The sequence below is a fragment of the Lysinibacillus sp. NPDC097231 genome, assembly GCF_044761885.1.
Classification (GTDB): domain Bacteria; phylum Bacillota; class Bacilli; order Bacillales_A; family Planococcaceae; genus Lysinibacillus.
In genome coordinates this window covers 25,542-44,045 of the sequence record NZ_JBIWDH010000026.1, presented here as the reverse complement: position 1 = coordinate 44,045, position 18,504 = coordinate 25,542, and the positions used below count along the sequence as shown (strand labels likewise).

Annotated in this window: 20 protein-coding genes; 2 read left to right on the top strand and 18 right to left on the bottom strand. The window is 37.3% G+C overall.

Annotation, left to right across the window (positions count from 1 at the left end):
- Positions 1 to 7: 7 nt before the first annotated feature.
- The 11 genes from ACIQXF_RS15600 to ACIQXF_RS15550 all read right to left on the bottom strand — a co-directional run bounded on the left by ACIQXF_RS15600 (position 8) and on the right by ACIQXF_RS15550 (position 9,869).
- Complete coding sequence (locus tag ACIQXF_RS15600; RefSeq protein ID WP_402784288.1) at positions 8 to 823, bottom strand: metallophosphoesterase; 816 nt, start codon at positions 821 to 823, stop codon at positions 8 to 10.
- A 381-nt stretch (positions 824 to 1,204) separates the two neighbouring features.
- On the bottom strand, positions 1,205 to 1,927 hold the full coding sequence (locus ACIQXF_RS15595) for an amino acid ABC transporter ATP-binding protein (RefSeq protein ID WP_402784286.1): 723 nt from the start codon (positions 1,925 to 1,927) through the stop codon (positions 1,205 to 1,207).
- Complete coding sequence (locus ACIQXF_RS15590; RefSeq protein ID WP_402784284.1) at positions 1,920 to 2,579, bottom strand: amino acid ABC transporter permease; 660 nt, start codon at positions 2,577 to 2,579, stop codon at positions 1,920 to 1,922. The genes ACIQXF_RS15595 and ACIQXF_RS15590 overlap by 8 nt, the downstream gene beginning before the upstream one ends.
- Positions 2,580 to 2,664: 85 nt before the next feature.
- Positions 2,665 to 3,453 carry a transporter substrate-binding domain-containing protein gene (locus tag ACIQXF_RS15585; RefSeq protein WP_402784282.1) on the bottom strand — a complete coding sequence of 263 codons (789 nt, stop codon included), beginning with the start codon at positions 3,451 to 3,453 and terminating at the stop codon, positions 2,665 to 2,667.
- Positions 3,454 to 4,102: 649 nt separating this feature from the next.
- Positions 4,103 to 4,462: a Na+/H+ antiporter subunit G gene (locus tag ACIQXF_RS15580; protein WP_402784280.1), complete on the bottom strand. Its 360-nt coding sequence runs from the start codon at positions 4,460 to 4,462 to the stop codon at positions 4,103 to 4,105.
- A complete protein-coding gene (locus ACIQXF_RS15575) occupies positions 4,440 to 4,724 on the bottom strand; it encodes a Na(+)/H(+) antiporter subunit F1 (protein WP_402784278.1) in 285 nt (94 codons plus the stop codon). The genes ACIQXF_RS15580 and ACIQXF_RS15575 overlap by 23 nt, the downstream gene beginning before the upstream one ends.
- A complete protein-coding gene (locus ACIQXF_RS15570) occupies positions 4,724 to 5,206 on the bottom strand; it encodes a Na+/H+ antiporter subunit E (protein WP_402784276.1) in 483 nt (160 codons plus the stop codon). The genes ACIQXF_RS15575 and ACIQXF_RS15570 overlap by 1 nt, the downstream gene beginning before the upstream one ends.
- Positions 5,206 to 6,711, bottom strand: coding sequence for a Na+/H+ antiporter subunit D (locus ACIQXF_RS15565; RefSeq protein ID WP_402784274.1), 1,506 nt, complete (start codon positions 6,709 to 6,711; stop codon positions 5,206 to 5,208). Before ACIQXF_RS15565 ends, ACIQXF_RS15570 begins: the two co-directional genes overlap by 1 nt.
- Positions 6,704 to 7,042, bottom strand: a complete 339-nt coding sequence (locus ACIQXF_RS15560) for a Na(+)/H(+) antiporter subunit C (protein WP_402784272.1) — start codon at positions 7,040 to 7,042, stop codon at positions 6,704 to 6,706. Before ACIQXF_RS15560 ends, ACIQXF_RS15565 begins: the two co-directional genes overlap by 8 nt.
- A gap of 3 nt (positions 7,043 to 7,045) precedes the next feature.
- The gene (locus ACIQXF_RS15555) at positions 7,046 to 7,468 is read right to left on the bottom strand and encodes a Na(+)/H(+) antiporter subunit B (RefSeq protein WP_402784270.1); all 423 of its coding nucleotides are present in this window, start codon (positions 7,466 to 7,468) and stop codon (positions 7,046 to 7,048) included.
- Positions 7,458 to 9,869, bottom strand: coding sequence for a Na+/H+ antiporter subunit A (locus tag ACIQXF_RS15550; RefSeq protein ID WP_402784268.1), 2,412 nt, complete (start codon positions 9,867 to 9,869; stop codon positions 7,458 to 7,460). Before ACIQXF_RS15550 ends, ACIQXF_RS15555 begins: the two co-directional genes overlap by 11 nt.
- A 917-nt stretch (positions 9,870 to 10,786) precedes the next feature.
- Here ACIQXF_RS15550 and ACIQXF_RS15545 point away from each other — a divergent pair.
- Positions 10,787 to 11,473: a histidine kinase gene (locus tag ACIQXF_RS15545; protein WP_402784266.1), complete on the top strand. Its 687-nt coding sequence runs from the start codon at positions 10,787 to 10,789 to the stop codon at positions 11,471 to 11,473.
- Between the two features lie 63 nt (positions 11,474 to 11,536).
- Here the strand turns inward: ACIQXF_RS15545 and ACIQXF_RS15540 are convergent, their stop codons facing one another.
- Positions 11,537 to 12,742 carry an MFS transporter gene (locus ACIQXF_RS15540; RefSeq protein WP_402784264.1) on the bottom strand — a complete coding sequence of 402 codons (1,206 nt, stop codon included), beginning with the start codon at positions 12,740 to 12,742 and terminating at the stop codon, positions 11,537 to 11,539.
- A gap of 115 nt (positions 12,743 to 12,857) precedes the next feature.
- On the opposite strand from ACIQXF_RS15540, the gene ACIQXF_RS15535 reads away from it, so the two are divergent.
- Entirely contained in the window at positions 12,858 to 13,583 is a 726-nt protein-coding gene (locus ACIQXF_RS15535; protein ID WP_402784262.1) for a DUF421 domain-containing protein, read from the top strand.
- 18 nt (positions 13,584 to 13,601) lie between these two features.
- Here the strand turns inward: ACIQXF_RS15535 and ACIQXF_RS15530 are convergent, their stop codons facing one another.
- The 6 genes from ACIQXF_RS15530 to ACIQXF_RS15505 all read right to left on the bottom strand — a co-directional run bounded on the left by ACIQXF_RS15530 (position 13,602) and on the right by ACIQXF_RS15505 (position 18,423).
- On the bottom strand, positions 13,602 to 14,306 hold the full coding sequence (locus ACIQXF_RS15530) for a CBS domain-containing protein (protein WP_402784260.1): 705 nt from the start codon (positions 14,304 to 14,306) through the stop codon (positions 13,602 to 13,604).
- Between the two features lie 498 nt (positions 14,307 to 14,804).
- On the bottom strand, positions 14,805 to 15,587 hold the full coding sequence (locus ACIQXF_RS15525) for an ABC transporter permease (RefSeq protein WP_402784258.1): 783 nt from the start codon (positions 15,585 to 15,587) through the stop codon (positions 14,805 to 14,807).
- Complete coding sequence (locus tag ACIQXF_RS15520; RefSeq protein WP_402784256.1) at positions 15,584 to 16,477, bottom strand: ABC transporter ATP-binding protein; 894 nt, start codon at positions 16,475 to 16,477, stop codon at positions 15,584 to 15,586. Before ACIQXF_RS15520 ends, ACIQXF_RS15525 begins: the two co-directional genes overlap by 4 nt.
- Complete coding sequence (locus tag ACIQXF_RS15515; RefSeq protein WP_402784254.1) at positions 16,474 to 16,677, bottom strand: PLDc N-terminal domain-containing protein; 204 nt, start codon at positions 16,675 to 16,677, stop codon at positions 16,474 to 16,476. The genes ACIQXF_RS15520 and ACIQXF_RS15515 overlap by 4 nt, the downstream gene beginning before the upstream one ends.
- Before the next feature lie 212 nt (positions 16,678 to 16,889).
- Positions 16,890 to 17,321 carry a protein-tyrosine phosphatase family protein gene (locus ACIQXF_RS15510; RefSeq protein ID WP_402784252.1) on the bottom strand — a complete coding sequence of 144 codons (432 nt, stop codon included), beginning with the start codon at positions 17,319 to 17,321 and terminating at the stop codon, positions 16,890 to 16,892.
- A 157-nt stretch (positions 17,322 to 17,478) separates the two neighbouring features.
- Entirely contained in the window at positions 17,479 to 18,423 is a 945-nt protein-coding gene (locus tag ACIQXF_RS15505) for a carbohydrate kinase family protein (protein WP_402784251.1), read from the bottom strand.
- Between the last annotated feature and the right edge of the window lie 81 nt (positions 18,424 to 18,504).

Below are 18,504 nucleotides of genomic sequence, written 5' to 3'. Positions count from 1 at the left end.
CAGTGCTTTATTTTTTCTTTAATTCCATTACAAGTATCTCTGGTGGATTAAAAATTCGGATAGGTACTGTACTATTACCTAATCCTCGACTAACGGCCATAGTTGTTGTTTCTTCCTCATAAACACCTGCCGTATATTTAGGGAATATTCCCTGTCCTCGTGCAAAGACTCCACCAATACCTGGAATCCGAACTTGTCCACCATGTGCATGTCCTGCAAATACTAAATCAATTCCAAACTCCACATACGTATTAAACACTTCTGGTCGATGCGCTAGTAAAATCGTTAGTACATTTGGTTGAACATTTCTTGTTGCTATCTTTAGCATTTCTTTCGTTGTTCTACCCGATAACGGATCTTCTACGCCAATAATCGCCAAGCGCTCCCCGTCGCGCTCAATGACAGTCGATTCATTGGACAACACATGTACACCTAACGATGATAGCTCCTCATAAATTTCATTAACCTTATTCGTCGCTACTTCATGGTTTCCTAGTACATAGTAGACATCCGCTAATTTAACTAATCCTCTAACAGCCTGCAAGCTTCGCTCCAAATCATAACGATTACTATCAACTAAATCACCTGTAATAAAAATCAGGTCAGGATTTGTTGTCTTTACCTTTGCTATGAGTTTCTCTTGCTGTTCGCCAAAGAGAGCATCCTGTAAATCTGATATTTGTGTAATGCGTAGCCCATCGAATCTGGCAGGCAATTTTTCAGACTCGAATTCATACTTGCTTACAACCAGCCAGTGATTGTTTACGTACAAAAAAATGACTATAAAAACACCAAAAAAAGCTACATATAATAATTTTTTCAATCGCAATCGCTCACTTTGTGGCTACTTTTTCATCAGATCAATTTCGCCTTGGCGTAATTGCGTCCGGATTTTGAATTGTGCCAGCACAATTCATTCCTTTGAAAATCCGTGACATCCGCCGGAGGCTTTATCTTTATTCAGTAGGTGTTGGGATACCCACTTAAAAGGAACAACATCCGCATTCACCTCACCACCTTCAAAGGTGGGAGCTTCTACTGAATGAAGATAAAATCTGACCCTCCTATTATAAGCATAAAACAAAGTAAATGTAAGCACATACACTTAAAATTCATGGATTGCATAAGAAGCTTATTATGTTTCTTTATTTAAAAAAACGCATTTAGATACTCCTTTTTGAGCATTTAAATGCGTTTTTCCATTTTATAATACTTTTTCTAAGAAATCTTTCGCACGCTGTGTAGATGGTGATGTGAAAAACTCTTCTGGTGATGCATCCTCGATTAACTTACCGCCATCAAGGAATAGTATACGGTCAGCCACTTCACGTGCGAAGCCCATTTCATGCGTTACGATTAGCATCGTCATCCCAGTATCCGCAAGATTTTTCATAACAGCCAAAACCTCTTTTACCATTTCAGGATCAAGAGCTGAGGTAGGCTCGTCAAACAAAATTACCTTAGGATCCATCGCAAGCGCACGAGCAATGGCAACACGTTGCTTCTGGCCACCAGACAAACGGTTCGGATACTCATTGCGCTTTTCAAATAGACCTACTTTCGTTAGTAAATCTTCTGCCTTTTTGATAGCAGCTGACTTGTCGATCCCCTTCACATTGATAGGAGCATATGTTAAATTTTCAAGTACTGTTTTATGAGGAAAAAGGTGAAAATGTTGAAATACCATACCAACTTCTTCACGTACTTTCATAATATTTGTCCCTTTATCTGCCAGTACATCACCGGCAATTGTGATTTTTCCGCTCGTCGGCTCTTCTAATAAATTTAAGCAGCGAAGGAATGTTGATTTACCAGATCCAGATGGTCCAATAATAGCAATTACTTCTTTTTCTTTAATTTCGGTTGTAATACCCTTTAGTACTTCATTTTTTCCATATGATTTGTGTAAATCTTCAATTTTAATCACTTTTTCTCATTCCTTTCTCGATTCGTTTACCAAGGAACGTTAATACAAGCGTCATAATATAGTAGATAACACCTGCAAATAGTAAAGGCTCAAGATAGCGATATGTTGATCCACCAACAATATAAGCACGACGCATAATATCAAGTGCACTAATAACTGTGACAACTGCTGTTTCTTTATTTAATGTAATAAATTCATTTACTAAAGAAGGTAAAATATTTTTTACTGCTTGTGGAATAATAATATCTTTCATCATTTTTGCATATGGAATACCAAGTGCTTGTGCCGCTTCCATCTGACCTTTATCAACTGCATTAATACCCGCACGGATGATTTCTGAAATATAAGCACCTGAGTTTAACCCAAACGCAATAATTGCGGTTGGAATTGGTTCAATTTGAATATCTAATAACTGTGGCACAGCGTAATAAATAATTAACAATTGTAGGACTAGTGGTGTTCCACGGAAAATCGACGTATAAAAATCTGCAAACCAACGTAAAGCATTCACTTTACCAATTTTACATAATGCTAGTAAAATACCTACTATAAAACCGATGATTGAAGCTCCAAATGCAATTTGAAGTGTAACACCTATTCCTTTTAATATATAAGGAATAGAGGGAATGATAGCTGTAAAATCTAAATTCACAGCGTCCCCTCCTTTCTCTTCTTCTATTTGGGAAATGAAAAGCACAAGCGATAGCCCAAAATAGAGCTATCGCAGTTCAATTAACTTATTCAGCTTTTTCTAACCATTTTTCTTCTAGCTCTTGAATTTTACCTTCATCAGCTAATTCTTTTAATGCTTTGTTAATTTTATCTTTTAAGTCGCTACCTTTTGGAACAGCAATTGCTTTGAAATCTTCTGGTTGCTCTTCTACAGGGAATGCTACTAATTTATCGTTTGTTTTCAAATAACCTTTCGCAACGCCGCCTTCTAAAATCCCAGCATCTAAACGTTTAGACATCATATCTTGGATTATTTCAGGAATTCGTGTACGCCCTTCAACCTTTGCATCTACTTTTTTAGCAATAGCATTACCTAAATTTTCTTGGATAGAAGCTGTTTGCACACCAATTTTTTTACCAGCTAAATCGGCTTCTTTGTTGATTCCGATATCCTTTTTCACAATGACCACTTGCTCTGTTTGATTATATTTATCAGAGAAGTCTACAACTTGTTCGCGTTCTTCATTCGGTGACATACCAGAAATAACCACATCAATTTTACCTGCTTGAAGAGCTGGTACTAGGCTATTAAAGTCCATATCCTGAACTTGCATTTCTACACCAATTTTTTCACCAACTAATTTAATTAAATCTATATCAAAACCAATAATTTCTTCACCTTTTGCAGCATCAACATATTCAAATGGTGCATAATCAGCTGAAGTACCGACTTTTAATACTTGCTTTTGCTCTGTGCCTGCACCAGCATTTGTAGTTTTATCTTCTTTTGCGCCACATGCCGCTAGTACACCAATTACTAGAACTAGCATTAGCACGAAAAATTTATTTTTCATATTCAAAGATCTCCTTTTAGTTATTTTTTATTGTACATGAGAATCTAGTTCTCGAAATTAGTCAAATGGATATTTATTCATAAGAGAGAATAAAAAATCTATCTGCTAATTAAGATATACCCTTTTGAAATAATAATCAAGTTAAACTAAAAATTTTTTGACAAAATATTATACACATAATTTTCTGATAAATCAATAAATTTTTTCAGCTTCAGCATCAATTTCTGCTGAAGAAGATAAACATTACTTTACTATTTTCCGATTTCTCAATCTTTATCCCTTTCTCGCCATAATTCCAAAAAATAAATTTCTAGGCACGACTTTAATGGACTTCTGAAGAATTTTTCAACAAATAAAAAAACCTTCAATAATTATGAAGGTTTCAAACTGTAGACAAACGCTATTTAAAACTGTATGCAATATAATCGGCATGCCCCGCCATTTCCATATGTTGTGACGAGCGCCGAAACTACCTCGTTTTTTTCTTATAGAAATAATCAAACCCTATTTTTAATCATAGCTATAATAGTTTTTGTGCAGTTTGTCGATTATGAAAATCAACCTCTGCTTATTGAAGAACATTAATTTATATTTATTCTTTTGTCGACAAACTGAAACCCCCAATAATATGGAGGTTTTTCGCATTATATTATTTTTCATTTGGAAATAGCTTTGGCTTTAGTTCGTCTTCACCAGAACCTTCTGCTAAAGGTACGCGAGAGCGATAGGCAGCCCGACATATTAAATGCCCTGCCACAGGAGCTGTTACAAAGACGAAGATAATACCTAAAATTAAACGTACGCTCACATATCCATCGTGTACCCAAAAATAAACAAATGCACCCAATAGACATGTTAAGACTGACAATGTCGAACTTTTTGTTGCAGCATGTGAACGTGTGTAAACGTCTGGTAACCGAATCATCCCAAATGCACTAATAACACTAACAATAGAACCAATCAAAATTAGTATGACTGCCCCCCATTCAATCATTTGATTTCCGTTCAACAATCACACCTCTTTCAATATATTTTGTAAAAGCAATCGTGCCGATAAAAGCTAAAATACCTAATATTAAGATTGCTTCTAAATACGCCTTTGTTTTCAATACAATCGAAACGATAGCAATTGCAGAAAGTAAATTAACACCAATTGTATCAAGTGCTATGGCGCGGTCGGGCAACGATGGACCACGAATGACACGATACAGTGACAACGCAATTGATACACTGAATAATGCGAGAGCCAATAGTAAAATATTTTCAATCATTAGCGAGTCACCTCCATTATCGCTTGTTCAAATTTCCCTATTGAACGAATTACAGCATCTTTCGATTGTTCAATGTCCATTGCATGAATATAGAACATATCTCCCTTCTCAGAAACCTCCATCACTACTGAACCTGGAGTAAGAGTGAGCAATAACGCAAGCGCTGTTATTTCCCAATCTCCCTTGAGTGCTGTTTTATACGTAAATATACCAGGCGTAATTTTTAGCCTCGGAGTAGTAATTTGTCTTAACACGCTGTAACTCGATAATAGTAGCTCCCAATTAAAGAGCCATAATAATTTAATGATCGAAAACACACGCTTTAAATAAAATTGTGTGCCGTAAAAGCGATGCATGGCATATAAAATCCCCATACCAACGATAAAACCCATTAAAAATGTTGAAAACTGTGGAATCACTTCATCCTGTAACAATAACCAAAGTGTTGCGATAAATAAATTTAAAATAAACTGCATCGCCATTATTTACTCACCTCACCTTGCCATGTTTCGCCATCCAACACTGCATCAATATAAATCGATGGCTTATAGAGTGTCTCTGCTGCGTCTGTTACATATGGTGCCATCCATTCCGCTCCTATACCTAATCCAATTGTACAAGCTGCCAACAATGTTAATGGCAACACAATGCGTTTGGGTAAGGGCTTCTCATCCTCAAGACTAATAATGGTTTCCCCGAAGAATGATGAGAGAAATATACGTAAAAGTGAATACAAAACAATTAAACTTGATAAAAATCCTAGACCTAGTAGAACAAAATTTCCTCCCTCTATAGCTCCTTGTCCAATTAATACCTTACCCAAAAAGCCACTTAACGGTGGTATCCCCGCAAGTGAACACATGACAATAAAGAATAACCAACCAAAAAGAGGATAATTTCGAATAAGCCCACTCATTTTATCGATAACCGTTTCACCGGTAACATACATCATCATCCCGACTGCTAAAAATAACATGGCCTTTGCCACCATATCATGCATTAAATAGTAGGTTACGCCCTGTAGCGCAGACTCTGTACCTATGGCAAGACCAGCTACAATAAATCCAACACCAATAAGAACGTTATAAGAAGCAATTGTTCTTACATCTCGCCCTGCAAGTGCCCCCATACATCCAGCAATAATAGTAAGTCCTGCCATAATTCCAAGTGCTGCATGAGTAACTTCAGTATTATTTGGGAAAAGTAATGTAAAGGTACGTACAAGAGCATAAATTCCTACTTTAGTTAATAGTGCCGCGAAAAGGGCAGCTATAGCTGTTGGTGGTGCACTGTACGATCCAGGAAGCCAGAAGAATAATAATAATCCAGCCTTTAAGCTAAAGACGATTAAGAAAATAAGCGCCACAGTCGTAATAAGAGGATTAGCCCCTGCCTCCATAACACGGACAGAAATATGTGCCATATTTAACGTTCCTACGGTTCCATATAAAAATGCTAAGGCCACTAAGAAAATCCAAGATGCAACAATATTGATAAGGACATACTTTAGCGCCTCACGTAACTGAATCTTATCGCCACCTAAACTAATAAGTGCGTAAGAAGCAAGTAACATAACCTCAAAGCACACAAACAAGTTAAAAATATCGCCTGTTAAAAATGAGCCATTGACCCCTGCCACCATGAGTAGCACAAAGGGATAAAAGTACATCTTTTCATAGTTTTTGCCAATTGTGGAAACTGCATATAACAAACAAATTGCTGCAACTATATTGGCTACTAATACAAGTAAGACTGCGAATGAATCGGCAACAAATAAAATGCCGAACGGGGGTGCCCAGCCGCTAAAGTCAATTCGCATCACACCTTGTTCCTGAATCTCTAGTAGTAAGACAACACTGATAAGGACAACAAAGCTTAATGTCATTAAACTAATGATGCGCTGTAAGATTATATTTTCACGTAAAAATACTAGTAAAATTGCCGTAATGACCGGCACGATCAATGGTAAAACAATCATATTACTCATCCGGCTTACCTCTCATTTCATCAAAATTCCCTGTGCCATTGGTTTTATAGGCACGATAGCCGAGAACAAGGACGAACGCAGTCACTGCAAAGCTAATGACGATTGCAGTTAAAATTAAAGCTTGAGGTAGCGCATCTGTATAAGGACCTTCTGATTCTTCTAAAAGTGGCACATCTCCCTTTTTCAGACCACCCATCGTTAAAATCAATAAATGCGCTGCATGCGATAATACTGCAGTTCCTAAAATTACGCGTAATAACTGTTTTGAGAGGATTAAGTACGTCGCAACAGCTACTAATACTCCAACTAAAACTAGTATTAAAGACTCCATTGGCTACTCATCCTCACTTATGCTTAAAATAATTGTGACCACAACACCTACAACAGTTAAAGCTACACCGGCTTCAAAAACGGTTACGGTCGAAAAGCCCATTTTTCCCAATATCGGTATATCAATATAGGTATGTGCTTGTGTTAAAAATGGTACGTCAAAAAAAAGTGATCCGATTGCTGTGCCCGTAGCAAGTAAGACACCGAGCGCTGCAACTTTTTTAAAATCAAATGGTATCCCTTTATGCACTGTTTCAATGTCATACGCTAAATACAATAGAACAATACCAGAGGCAAGCACGAGGCCACCTATAAAGCCCCCACCTGGAGCATGATGCCCTGCGAAAAATAAATAAACACCCAAGGTTAAAATAATGAATACGACAGTCTTTGTAATAGTACGTAAAATAACGTCATTAATTTTCATGATCCGTTTCCTCCCTTCGCGGCTTAAGCTTCGTTAGTGTATACACCCCTAAGCCTGCAATTAGAAGAACGACAACTTCTAGCATGGTATCAAATGCACGGAAATCACCTAGTATTGTGTTGACAATATTTGAACCCCCTACAAGTTCGTAGGCATCATTAAAATAAGTAGAAACAGGCTCAAAACGATCGAAGTGGACAACTGCTAAGCCTACGATCGTTACAGTTGCTCCAACGAAAATGGAAATAACTGCATGCGACCATTGCGCTCTTTTATGGGAGGCTTCAGGCATTAAATCCGGTAAATATTTAAAGCATAGAAGGAATAACGCAGTTGTCACCGATTCAACCACTAATTGAGTCAATGCTAAATCAGGAGCACGGAAAATTACGAAGAAAAATGCAATCGAATAGCCAAGCACACCATTCAACAACATTGCCGTTACACGACCCTTTGCAAAAATCATCCATACGGCTGCGAACATCATTACAAACACAAGAATTAGCTCATAGGACTCAATTGTGGAATCCATGGCAAAATTAAATGCCATCGCATCCGACCAAATAAAATAGCCTGCAATAAGGGCAATAAAAAATACATAGATATAGACAAAGTAATGTGTTAAATTGCCTGTCATATAGCGATTTGTTAACTTCGCTGAGCTATTTTCACTAAACTCAATCATGCGAGTATAATACGTATTGAATGTATATCTCTGTGGAAAAATGCGATATAAGGGCTTCCACCTTTTTAACGTTTTAAATAAGATTGCCCCAATAATGATTACACCGAAAGTCATTATTAACTCTGCATTTATGCCATGCCACGCATGAATATGTGGTGTTAATTCAGTAGTGGAAGGGAATGTTGGATAAATACTCGCCATAGCAGGTTCTAAAATATAATGACCTAGCACATTAGGGAAAAAGAAAATCCCGACTACTAAGGTACATAGAACGATTGGAGAAACTAGCATCCCAAGCGGTGCCTCATGCGGTTTTTTATCCATCTTATCTAGCTGTAATTTTCCGAAGAACGTACGACTAATTAAGATCATACAGTAGACAAATGTAAAGATGCTTGCCAACCACGCCACGATTGGAAATAGTAATCCTAAATCAGTTATTGAAAAGGCCTCTACATTACGAATAGCGAGTACCGCCGTAAAAAACATTTCCTTACTTAAAAAACCATTAAACGGAGGTAAACCAGCCATAGAAAAACCGCCAATAACTGCAATTGTAAACGTTACAGGCATCAATGCCATTAAACCACCGAGACGACGAATATCCCGAGTCCCCACCTCATGATCGACAATACCGACCATCATAAATAGTGCACCCTTAAATGTGGAGTGATTAACAAGATGAAACAACGCCGCAAAGCTTGCCTGCGTATATATAATGGAATTTTCAGCATAACCGTAATAATGACCGACCGATCCTAGTCCAAATAAACTCATAATTAACCCAAGCTGACTAACTGTTGAAAAGGCCAATAACGCCTTTAAATCCGTTTGACGTACGGCATTGAATGAGCCCCAGAACAATGTTACAAGACCAATCACACTGACCACCCAGAACCAGACAGCCTCTCCTCCGAATACTGGAGAAAAACGTGCAACTATATAAATACCTGCTTTCACCATTGTTGCCGAATGTAAATAGGCACTGACTGGTGTTGGTGCCTCCATTGCATCAGGCAACCAAATGTGGAAAGGAAACTGTGCAGACTTTGTAAATGCGCCGAGTAAAATAAGGATTAACGCTGGAATAAATAATGTATGATCTTGTACAACCCCTATATTGGCTACTATTTCACGAATACTAAATGTTCCCGATGCCACATAGAGCATTAAGAAGCCTGCAAGCATTGATAGACCGCCAAATACAGTAATTGTCATGGCTTTTCTCGCACCAGCACGGGATGCTTTACGATGATGCCAAAATGCAATTAACAGGAAGGATGACACGCTTGTTAACTCCCAAAACGTGTACAATACCATTAAATTATCTGAAAAGACGACGCCAAGCATAGCGCCCATGAATAGTAACAAATAGCAGTAAAAATGATGAAGAGATTCTTTCGTTGATAAATAAAAAATAGAATATAAAATGACTAAGCTACCTACACCTGTAATCAGCAAACCAAAAATCATACTGAGTCCGTCGAGGTAAGTTGTGAAATTTATATTAAAAGAGGGAATCCACTCATATGTATGAATAAACGTTTTACCCTCGGCCATTTGGGGAACGTAGCGCGCGAGTAAAAGAAACAAAATGAATGGAACGGATAAAACAAACCAGCCAAGATGTGCAATACGCCTTAGTCGCCTATAAAGTAATGGAATAAGCGCAGCACAAACAAATGGTAAAAGTATCGCAATGAGAACTGTAACCAAATGAAAACCTCCTACTATCATATTCGTCCAGCAAACTGCTGTTAGATTTGGAATGGTGCGAAAGATTGTAGCATTATAGTCGATAATAAAGTATTCCCAAATCTGCTATAGTTACTACGCTTATACTTACTTAGCGCACAAAAAAATCTATAACATTTGCTGGAGACCCTAACTTTATTCAGCAAACGTTTAGATACCCACTGAAAAATACTAAAGTCTTTTTGTATCTCATCATCCTCAAAGATGATCAAGAGTTGTTATCCAGAAAGCTTAACTAATATATCAGAAATCTTTAAAATTGATTTTCTCGTATTAAAGAATATACTCTTAGAAATCGGAAAATAAGTGGCGTGTCGAAGTAGCATCTAAGATTTAACTTGTGCGGTGAAGACACTCTAGTTATTACAGCATTCTTATCATTCAACATATATTTTGGAGTATGAATGAATTCAGTCGTAGTTTTCTGCGGTCGTACTGCATGAATCAGGGGGAACTCAGACGATGAGCTTCAATATCCTATGTAGCCTGAGTGATCAATGTCATATTGTCCTTAGCTTCTGCATGGATTTAGAAGTAATAAATAGATAAACATTATTCAAAATTAGACTCACTACCTCCAAGGCATGCCAAGAGACTTGACTATCTATTTAACTCCCTTCATAATAGTGTGGCATATAGAAGCAATTGGTTCAAATGCACGAGATGCATAAGTCAAATAACTGTAAAGCATAGAGATAAACCTAATTCCTAAAGGTTTTCCAGATATATTGGCAATAACTTTTATACATTTTAAGTATACAATATAAATAAGCATAATGCACTGTAACAGCATCAATTTTAGCTGTTTTAGGATAATTTTTTCAAAACGAACAGTGAAAACAGCAAAATAACAACAAGGATAAGAGGTGTAAATTTTTATGAGGCATGTAAAAGGGCGTTTGGATGAAAGTATTCTAGTCTGTGTTTACTACGGTCTTAACGGTGAACGTTTAATACGTCGTGGGCATAAAATGGCCACTATGCTAGATTGCCCACTCTATATTCTTTCGGTTGATTCGCAACCCCTTGATGAGTTTGATGCAGAGAAATCTAGCTACATCGAGCAATGGAAAAAGTTATCTGATGAGCTCGAAGTTGAAAAGTTCATATTACAGGATAATGAAAAACGCCCAATACAAAAAGTAATTGCGGAAGTGGCCAAAAATTACAGTATTTCACAAATCATAGTTGGGCAAAGTGCACAAAGTCGTTGGGAAGAGATCACAAAAGGCTCATTCCTAAATGTTCTGTTAAAAGAGGTTCCTTTTGTTGATTTTCACATCGTTGCAGTTCAACGACCAACCGATGATGATGCAAACGATACATATGAAAAAGGTGTACGTGCTTACTTAATCAAGGAACACGAAGACTTTAAGGTAGCATTTACATGCCCTAAATATGTATCAATTGAGGGTATATTTTTCAAAGAAATTGGCACCGACTTTGACAATGGTATTTTCAAATTTACCTACAATGATAAAATGCACGAAGTCCATGTTTCTGAGGGTTATGTTGTTCATAAAGAAAAACTACCAGCAGAATTTCTATCACCATTACGTCAATAATAAAAACGCGTACCTCTTATTTGGGGACGCGTTTTTATCTTTCCGTCAGCTCTTTCCTCAGATCTACACCGCTGAAGCAGGTTTATCCTTCGGTAAGAAAAAGGCCACTAAGAGTAATAAAGGTAACAAAGATACAACCATCATTGTAAATTCAATGCCTTTGTGATCAATTAATCTACCAATTACCAACGCTCCTATCGCACCCATTCCGAACGCAAAGCCTGTTGTTAAACCTGCCATTGTACCAATTTTTGTCGGTACAAGCTCTTGTGCATAAACAACCGTTACTGAGAAGCTAATCATAATTAACGCACCGATAATCACCAAAAATATAATTGCTGCCCACAACGGGACATACGGCAATGCTAAACAGAATGGCATTGGTACAATAACGGACAGTAAAATAACGTTTTTTCTGCCAATTCGATCTGATAAAGAGCCTCCAAAAAATGTTCCAATGACACCAAATGCCATAAAGGTGAAAATTAAGATTTGCCCAAGACGAAGACTGATATCATAATGATTCATTAAATAAAATACATAATAACTTGTAATATTGGTTGTATAAAATGATCGCGCAAAAATAATAGTAAATAATAATGTTAATGCAATACCTACTTGTTTCTTTGTTAGAGGTGGCAAGTTAGAGACTAAGAGTCGTTTTTTCTTTGCCGCACGTTCTTGCTCCAACTGCTTTTTATACCATGCAGCTATTTTACTTAAGACTACAATACCAATTGCTGTCATCACTAAGACAATGGCTGCACCACGTTGTCCAAAAATATCAAAAATAAAGGCACTAATTAGGGGTGCAAGTGCTTGACCAGAATTACCCCCTACTTGATAAATCGATTGTGCAAGCCCTCTTTTTGAGCCCGCTGCCATAAACGATACACGTGAACCCTCAGGATGAAAAATGGCTGAACCAAAACCCAAAAATAACACTGCAACAATAATTATCCAATATTGTGATGTAAACGCTATTATTGCTATACCTATAAACGAACTAGCCATGCCAATTGGCAAAGCATAGGGCATTGGTTTTTTATCACTTGCATAACCAACAACGGGCTGCAAAGCAGAGGCAAACATATTCAATACAAACGAAATAAGGCCTATTTGTGTGAAAGTTAACCCTAAATCACTCTTCAATATAGGGAACATCGCCGGGATAACTGCTTGCATCGTATCGTTGATAAGATGGGCAACAGCTATTGCAATCATAATTGGATAGACTGGGTTATTATAATTTTCTATTTGTTTGTTCATGCAGTCACCCCATATTCTGTTTTTATAATTTTCATTTATAAGAAATTGTCGCATACTATCGACCTTTTTGCACAAGCTATTCGTTGATAGCAGTTTTAAGGGAGTTGATTTATGTATGAATATAGACGAATTTTTTAAAGCTGATTTTTGGGAAATGATCCTTAGATCAACACTTTCCTTTTTTGCGTTGCTCATTGTAACCCGATTACTTGGAAAAAAACAGCTCGGGCAACTTACATTTTTCCACTATACAACAGGTATCACATTTGGCTCTATTGCGTCAGAAATTGCCGCACAGGCTGAGACACCCTTTCTAGATGGACTTATTGCATTAATTTGGTGGAGTATTTTAACTTATTTAATGACCGTTGTTACCATTAAATCCAAAAAGGCTCGTGTAATTGTCGATGACAAGCCAACAATTCTTATTCAAAATGGACTTATTTTAGAATCCGCCTTGAAGAAAAATCGTTTGCATATGGATGAGTTAGCAATGATGTTACGAGAACAAGCCATATTCTCTATACAAGATGTACAATATGCGTTACTTGAAACAACCGGTAAACTTAGTGTGTTACCAAAACCCGCTGAGCAGCCAGCGACAAAACAAGATGTAAAGGCAGATGTAACACCACCAACCTATATCCCAACAGAAGTGGTTTCAGATGGACAGGTTATTTATGAAAATTTAGTTGAACTTGAATTGACTGAAGATTGGCTTATGAAAAAGCTGAAAAAGCAAAATGTTCAATCCGCTGAAGATGTTTATTTCGCGCAGGTTCAAGCAAACGGCTCCTTATATGTAAGCTTGAAGGATAAAGCAAGACGATCAAGCCCTTAATAGCTTGTGTCGTCTTGCTTAATCTATTTTTACAATATCCAATGGTGTAACAATGCCGATTAGCTTTTGATGAGGCTTCCCATGCTCCGTTATTAATAAAGCTTCAAAGCGGCGTCCCCGCTCTACCCCTTGTTTAAAAATATCTTCTGCCTCGTAAATCGTTATGTATCTACTCACAAATTTATAATTCACTCGATTTTTTTCATGCATTAATATATCGTGTAAGCTCGGAATCTTTTTAGGTAATTGATTGCCTCCCATCATCGTAGCTAGCCAGTTTGTGATTCCCACTGTCGTCACAAGTCCTTTAAATTGATCTTTATGATATACAGGAAACTGTGTAAATTTACGATAACGAATGACTTTTAACACATGCTTTAACGAATCTCTTTCCTGAAAAGCGAGCACTTTTTTGCTAAACATTTGTCCAACGAGCGTGGGCTTAGCAAGTGTTGCATCTATATACTCGATTCTCTCAACTACGTCAATATGAGGTTCAGCAATTACATATTCCATTGATGTACGATGATGGACAATTGCATTTCGCAAATCCGCATATGATCTTAAATCGTCTTCGTATTTTCGTACTAGTACATCCTTCTTCTTTGCTTGATCGATAAGACGGTAAAATGGCATAAAATCTTTCGCACCGACAATATCTCTTAGCCTGTGATCTATCCGATTAAACGCTGTGAGAAAGCGATCGGAATTTTCTGTAGCCAAATTTATCCACACCCTCCTACTTAAATTTTCATATTTTCCGAGTTATTCGACAAATCATAAGTCATAGCTACATTATATTCCTAAGTTATGGATATTCCAAGATAAGTTATGTACATAATATAGCCCCATCTCTATAACGTGTGGTTGATTTTCGTTCCGACTTAGTGCTTTCCTGGGGACGTCCGATGAGCAGATTGGGTCAAAAAATGTTTTCTTTGCGGGAGCGATGTGGGAAATACTGGAATCATCTTTACTATCTGAACAAATTGGATTGTATCCGTTAGAGGAAGATTTCATAAGTTTTAATTGAGCGGCTTTTACTATTATATGAAGTTAAAAATGTCCAAGAAGGTGATCTCCAACATAGAGACTTTATCGTTAATTGGTAGTGCAAATGTAGTAGCATCAGTAACGACAACACGATGTTTGTCACTCAGGCATTTTCACAGGATGTGTAATTGCCTGAGTTCCTCCATTTCAGCGAATGTTTGAATTAAGTTAAATTTTCGTCATTGATGCATTTTTCTTCATTGTCAAAATCCCTATACTTATACAAATAATTGAGGCAACTAATGTAATAGATAGACTCCACCAATAATCAGACATTTCCATCGTACCCCTCATTAACTGAACACCATATAATGGTAGTTTCCACGGAGATATCGTCCAAAATGTACCGACTAAAGCATCCAATATTTGTCCAACAAATATTAAAGCAAATGCACATGTTGTTGCTATAACAGTTTTAAAGGTAGCACTCATCATCAAAGTAACAGCTAACACAAAGAGTAGCCAAGAAAAATACGTGCAAAAACTTGCTACAAGTGGTCCTACCTCAAATGTTCCATAAAGCACGACTGTATAGTAAATACTCGCAGCAAAACCAGCTAAAATGCTAGCTAAGCCAACAGTACCCATGACGATAAATTTACTCATAAAATAAGCTCCAAACGATATAGGACGCACATACAATAAAGTAGCCATACCACTTGCTCTTTCTTTACTAATGGCCCCTACAAAAGTAGCCATTAATACGAGTAACCCAATCGTTTGAAACTGTCCAATAGAGGCTTGTAATAAGTCAACTGGCATAAGCTCTGGCATCAACATCTCAAAGCCTTCTGGTAGATTACCGACAGCATTTAAAATATCCATCATGTAATAGTTTGTCAGTGGATCACTCATACCAAGCAATGCAAATACAAGAGGTATCCATAAAAACTTCCAACTTCGCCAAGCTTCTCTGAATTCCTTTTGCAGAAGTACGTTAAATCCCCTCATATGCTTTTCGCCACCTTCATAAAAATCTCTTCAAGTGATGCTGTTTGTCGCTCTACTTTTCGTATTTTGTAAGGACAACTGCTTAAATGTTGAAGCAGATCCTGCATACTCGGTTTTTCATCAATAATTTCTATATATACATGACTCCCCTTAGCTTCTCCAATAAGCGCAGATTGACTGGCAAAAAGTTGTGCCTCTTTTTCAGTGCCAAACTCTACAACATAATTTGGTTCATCGAAACGTTGTCTGACCTCAAGTAATGTTCCCTGCTCTACTAGCTTTCCATCACGTAAAAACAATAATTGATCTGTCATCTCTTCAGCATCATTTAAAATATGCGTCGAATATAAAATAGTTGTTTCTTGTTGCAAACCCTTCAACAAATCAAGTACTTCCCTGCGTCCGACTGGATCTAGAGCAGAAACAGGCTCATCTAATAACAGTAATTTAGGATTATGCACAATTGCCTGGGAAATACCAAGTCGTTGCCTCATACCACCAGAAAATGTGGCAATTTTCTTATTTAAATCATTACCTAATCCTACAAATTCCAAAGTTTTCTGTGCTTCTATTTTGGCTTTTCTTGTAGGTACACCATTTAATTTTGCAGCCATTTCAGTAAACTCTAACGCACTTAGCCAAGGATGAAATTGCGGATATTGTGGCAGAAAACCAATATTGGCTCTTAAATCACCATCTAGCATTTTTACACTTCCGGAAGTTGGTTTTAATAGACCCGTTAGCATCGATAATGTCGTAGTCTTACCTGCACCATTCGGTCCAATTAACGCGGTAGATGTATTTTTTTCTAATATGAACTCAATTCCATCTACAACTACTTTCTCAGCAAATTGCTTTGTCAAACCTGTTACTTGAAGTAATGTTGTCATGATTGCTTTCTCCCAACTATAAAGTACGCAATTGGCCCTAGTAGATTAACAAATATAATAATAAAAACCCATAAAATTTTCGGTCCGTTTGTTGCATGGATTTTACGTAAGTCTAATAGAGCTACAATTATTAAAATTAATTGAACCACGATAAGTGGAGCTATGACTGCCCATGGAACTTTTGCTAACTCCTCCATCATACAAATCACCTCATTCTTTGTTATATTATTACTATAACAAATTTCATTCTAATATGTATAGAACAAAATTAGATACAATTGAAAACGGGACTTAAAGGGTATTTTAGCCAAGCATTAGTAAATTGCAAAATGCAGAAATGTTGATTTAACAACACTTCTGCATTTTCAATTTCACACGAATTTACTTTAAAAGAGACTTATTGAACTGCCTATTATTTATATAGTTTCTGCAAAGCATCTTCCATTTTTGGGCGAATCGTTACTTGTGGACGTGCTTCCTTTACAGCTATTTCCGCTTCCTCTAGAGAATTAGCCATGCCAAGCTCCATTAACACGGCAGTCGCTGCTACGCCTGCACGACCACCCCCGCTTCCGCAATGGAAGTAAACTTTCTGCCCATTCTCATAGGCAGAAACAATTTCTTTCGCAACTTTTCGAATAGATGGTGCTACTTCTATGTCCTCATCAGCAATGGGCATATGCTTGTACACATACGAAGCCGCTTCCTGCTCCTCCTTAGATAATCCATTTACTCGAACATCAATCACGATATCAACCGTTTCTTGTTCAAAAGCTGAATCTGCATCTTTCGCACCGCCAAAGAATAATCGATCCTTTACTAATACATCGTAATTTTTCTCCATAATATGACACGCTCCAAACAATTAATCAATTATGCCTCGGCATAATTGCGTCTGGAATCGGCTTTGTGCTTGCACAAAGAACTCCTTTCCGATTCCATGACATCCGCCGGAGGCTTTAACTTCTTTCAGCAGGTGTTTGGACACCTGCTGAAAAAAGTTAAAGTAAATGCTTTATATCATCATAATACGGAAGAGCAGTTAATGCGCCAGCTTTCGTTGCTGCCAAAGCACCCAGCTTATTGCCAAAGCTTACACAACGAACAAGCTCCTCCTCTGTTGTAGGTAAGCCATTGTAATGAACATCACGTAATACACCAGCCATAAATGCATCTCCAGCACCTGTAGTATCTACTGGCACAACCTTTTCTGTCGATACATGGATAACCTCACCATTTAATACCGCATATGTACCATTTTCCCCTACTGTTACTAAAATAATGGGCACTAAATAACTGTTTAATTGCTCAATCCCCTCTTCCAAGCTAGTTGTTTCTGTTAGGAAGAATAATTCATCATCTGTAACCTTTAAAATATCTACTTCCTCAAAAAACGATGTGATGGTTTCACGGCAAATCTTCTCACTGCTCCAACGTAATGGTCGAATGTTCGCATCCATCGCGATAATTGCCCCTTTTTCCTTTGCCATCTCTACAGCAGCACGTGTCGTTTCAAGGGCTGTAGGATGAAACATAGTACCTGAACACACTGTTATAGCAGAGGCATGTTTAAAAGCAACTTCATTTAACTGAGAAGCTTCTACTTGTAAATCTGGTGTCTCATCGACATAATCTTTAAAAATACGCTCACATGCTTCTGTTAAATGCACATAGACACCACTTACACGTTTTGCAGGGTTAAAAACTGCATAATCTAGAGCTACCCCTTCCTCCGCAAGCCCATCTCTTACAAATTGGGAGCCTTCGTCATCTCCGGTAATGGTAATTAATGCAGATGGAGCACCAATACGGCTAATACCTGCAGCAACATTTACCGTTGCCCCACCCATATATTTAGTAAAAGATGTATTTGTTACATCATCAGCAATATAGTCAATAAAAGCATCTCCATAGACTAAAATAAAATCCTTATCTTCCTTTGTCATAGTTGTCCTCCCGAAAGTCTATTCATTCTAGATTAACATGAAAATAGTTGTCGTATAAAGTTTTAAACTTTCGGAAAAATA

Bases quoted from the DNA above. Each gene is read 5' to 3' on its own strand.
- ACIQXF_RS15555 (WP_402784270.1), bottom strand. From the start codon at position 7,468: ATGAAAATTAATGACGTTATTTTACGTACTATTACAAAGACTGTCGTA.
- ACIQXF_RS15535 (WP_402784262.1), top strand. From the start codon at position 12,858: ATGAATATAGACGAATTTTTTAAAGCTGATTTTTGGGAAATGATCCTT.
- ACIQXF_RS15525 (WP_402784258.1), bottom strand. From the start codon at position 15,587: ATGAGGGGATTTAACGTACTTCTGCAAAAGGAATTCAGAGAAGCTTGG.
- ACIQXF_RS15570 (WP_402784276.1), bottom strand. From the start codon at position 5,206: ATGGCGATGCAGTTTATTTTAAATTTATTTATCGCAACACTTTGGTTA.
- ACIQXF_RS15510 (WP_402784252.1), bottom strand. From the start codon at position 17,321: ATGGAGAAAAATTACGATGTATTAGTAAAGGATCGATTATTCTTTGGC.
- ACIQXF_RS15545 (WP_402784266.1), top strand. From the start codon at position 10,787: ATGAGGCATGTAAAAGGGCGTTTGGATGAAAGTATTCTAGTCTGTGTT.
- ACIQXF_RS15540 (WP_402784264.1), bottom strand. From the start codon at position 12,742: ATGAACAAACAAATAGAAAATTATAATAACCCAGTCTATCCAATTATG.
- ACIQXF_RS15585 (WP_402784282.1), bottom strand. From the start codon at position 3,453: ATGAAAAATAAATTTTTCGTGCTAATGCTAGTTCTAGTAATTGGTGTA.
- ACIQXF_RS15565 (WP_402784274.1), bottom strand. From the start codon at position 6,711: ATGAGTAATATGATTGTTTTACCATTGATCGTGCCGGTCATTACGGCA.
- ACIQXF_RS15560 (WP_402784272.1), bottom strand. From the start codon at position 7,042: ATGGAGTCTTTAATACTAGTTTTAGTTGGAGTATTAGTAGCTGTTGCG.
- ACIQXF_RS15515 (WP_402784254.1), bottom strand. From the start codon at position 16,677: ATGATGGAGGAGTTAGCAAAAGTTCCATGGGCAGTCATAGCTCCACTT.
- ACIQXF_RS15505 (WP_402784251.1), bottom strand. From the start codon at position 18,423: ATGACAAAGGAAGATAAGGATTTTATTTTAGTCTATGGAGATGCTTTT.
- ACIQXF_RS15520 (WP_402784256.1), bottom strand. From the start codon at position 16,477: ATGACAACATTACTTCAAGTAACAGGTTTGACAAAGCAATTTGCTGAG.
- ACIQXF_RS15575 (WP_402784278.1), bottom strand. From the start codon at position 4,724: ATGATTGAAAATATTTTACTATTGGCTCTCGCATTATTCAGTGTATCA.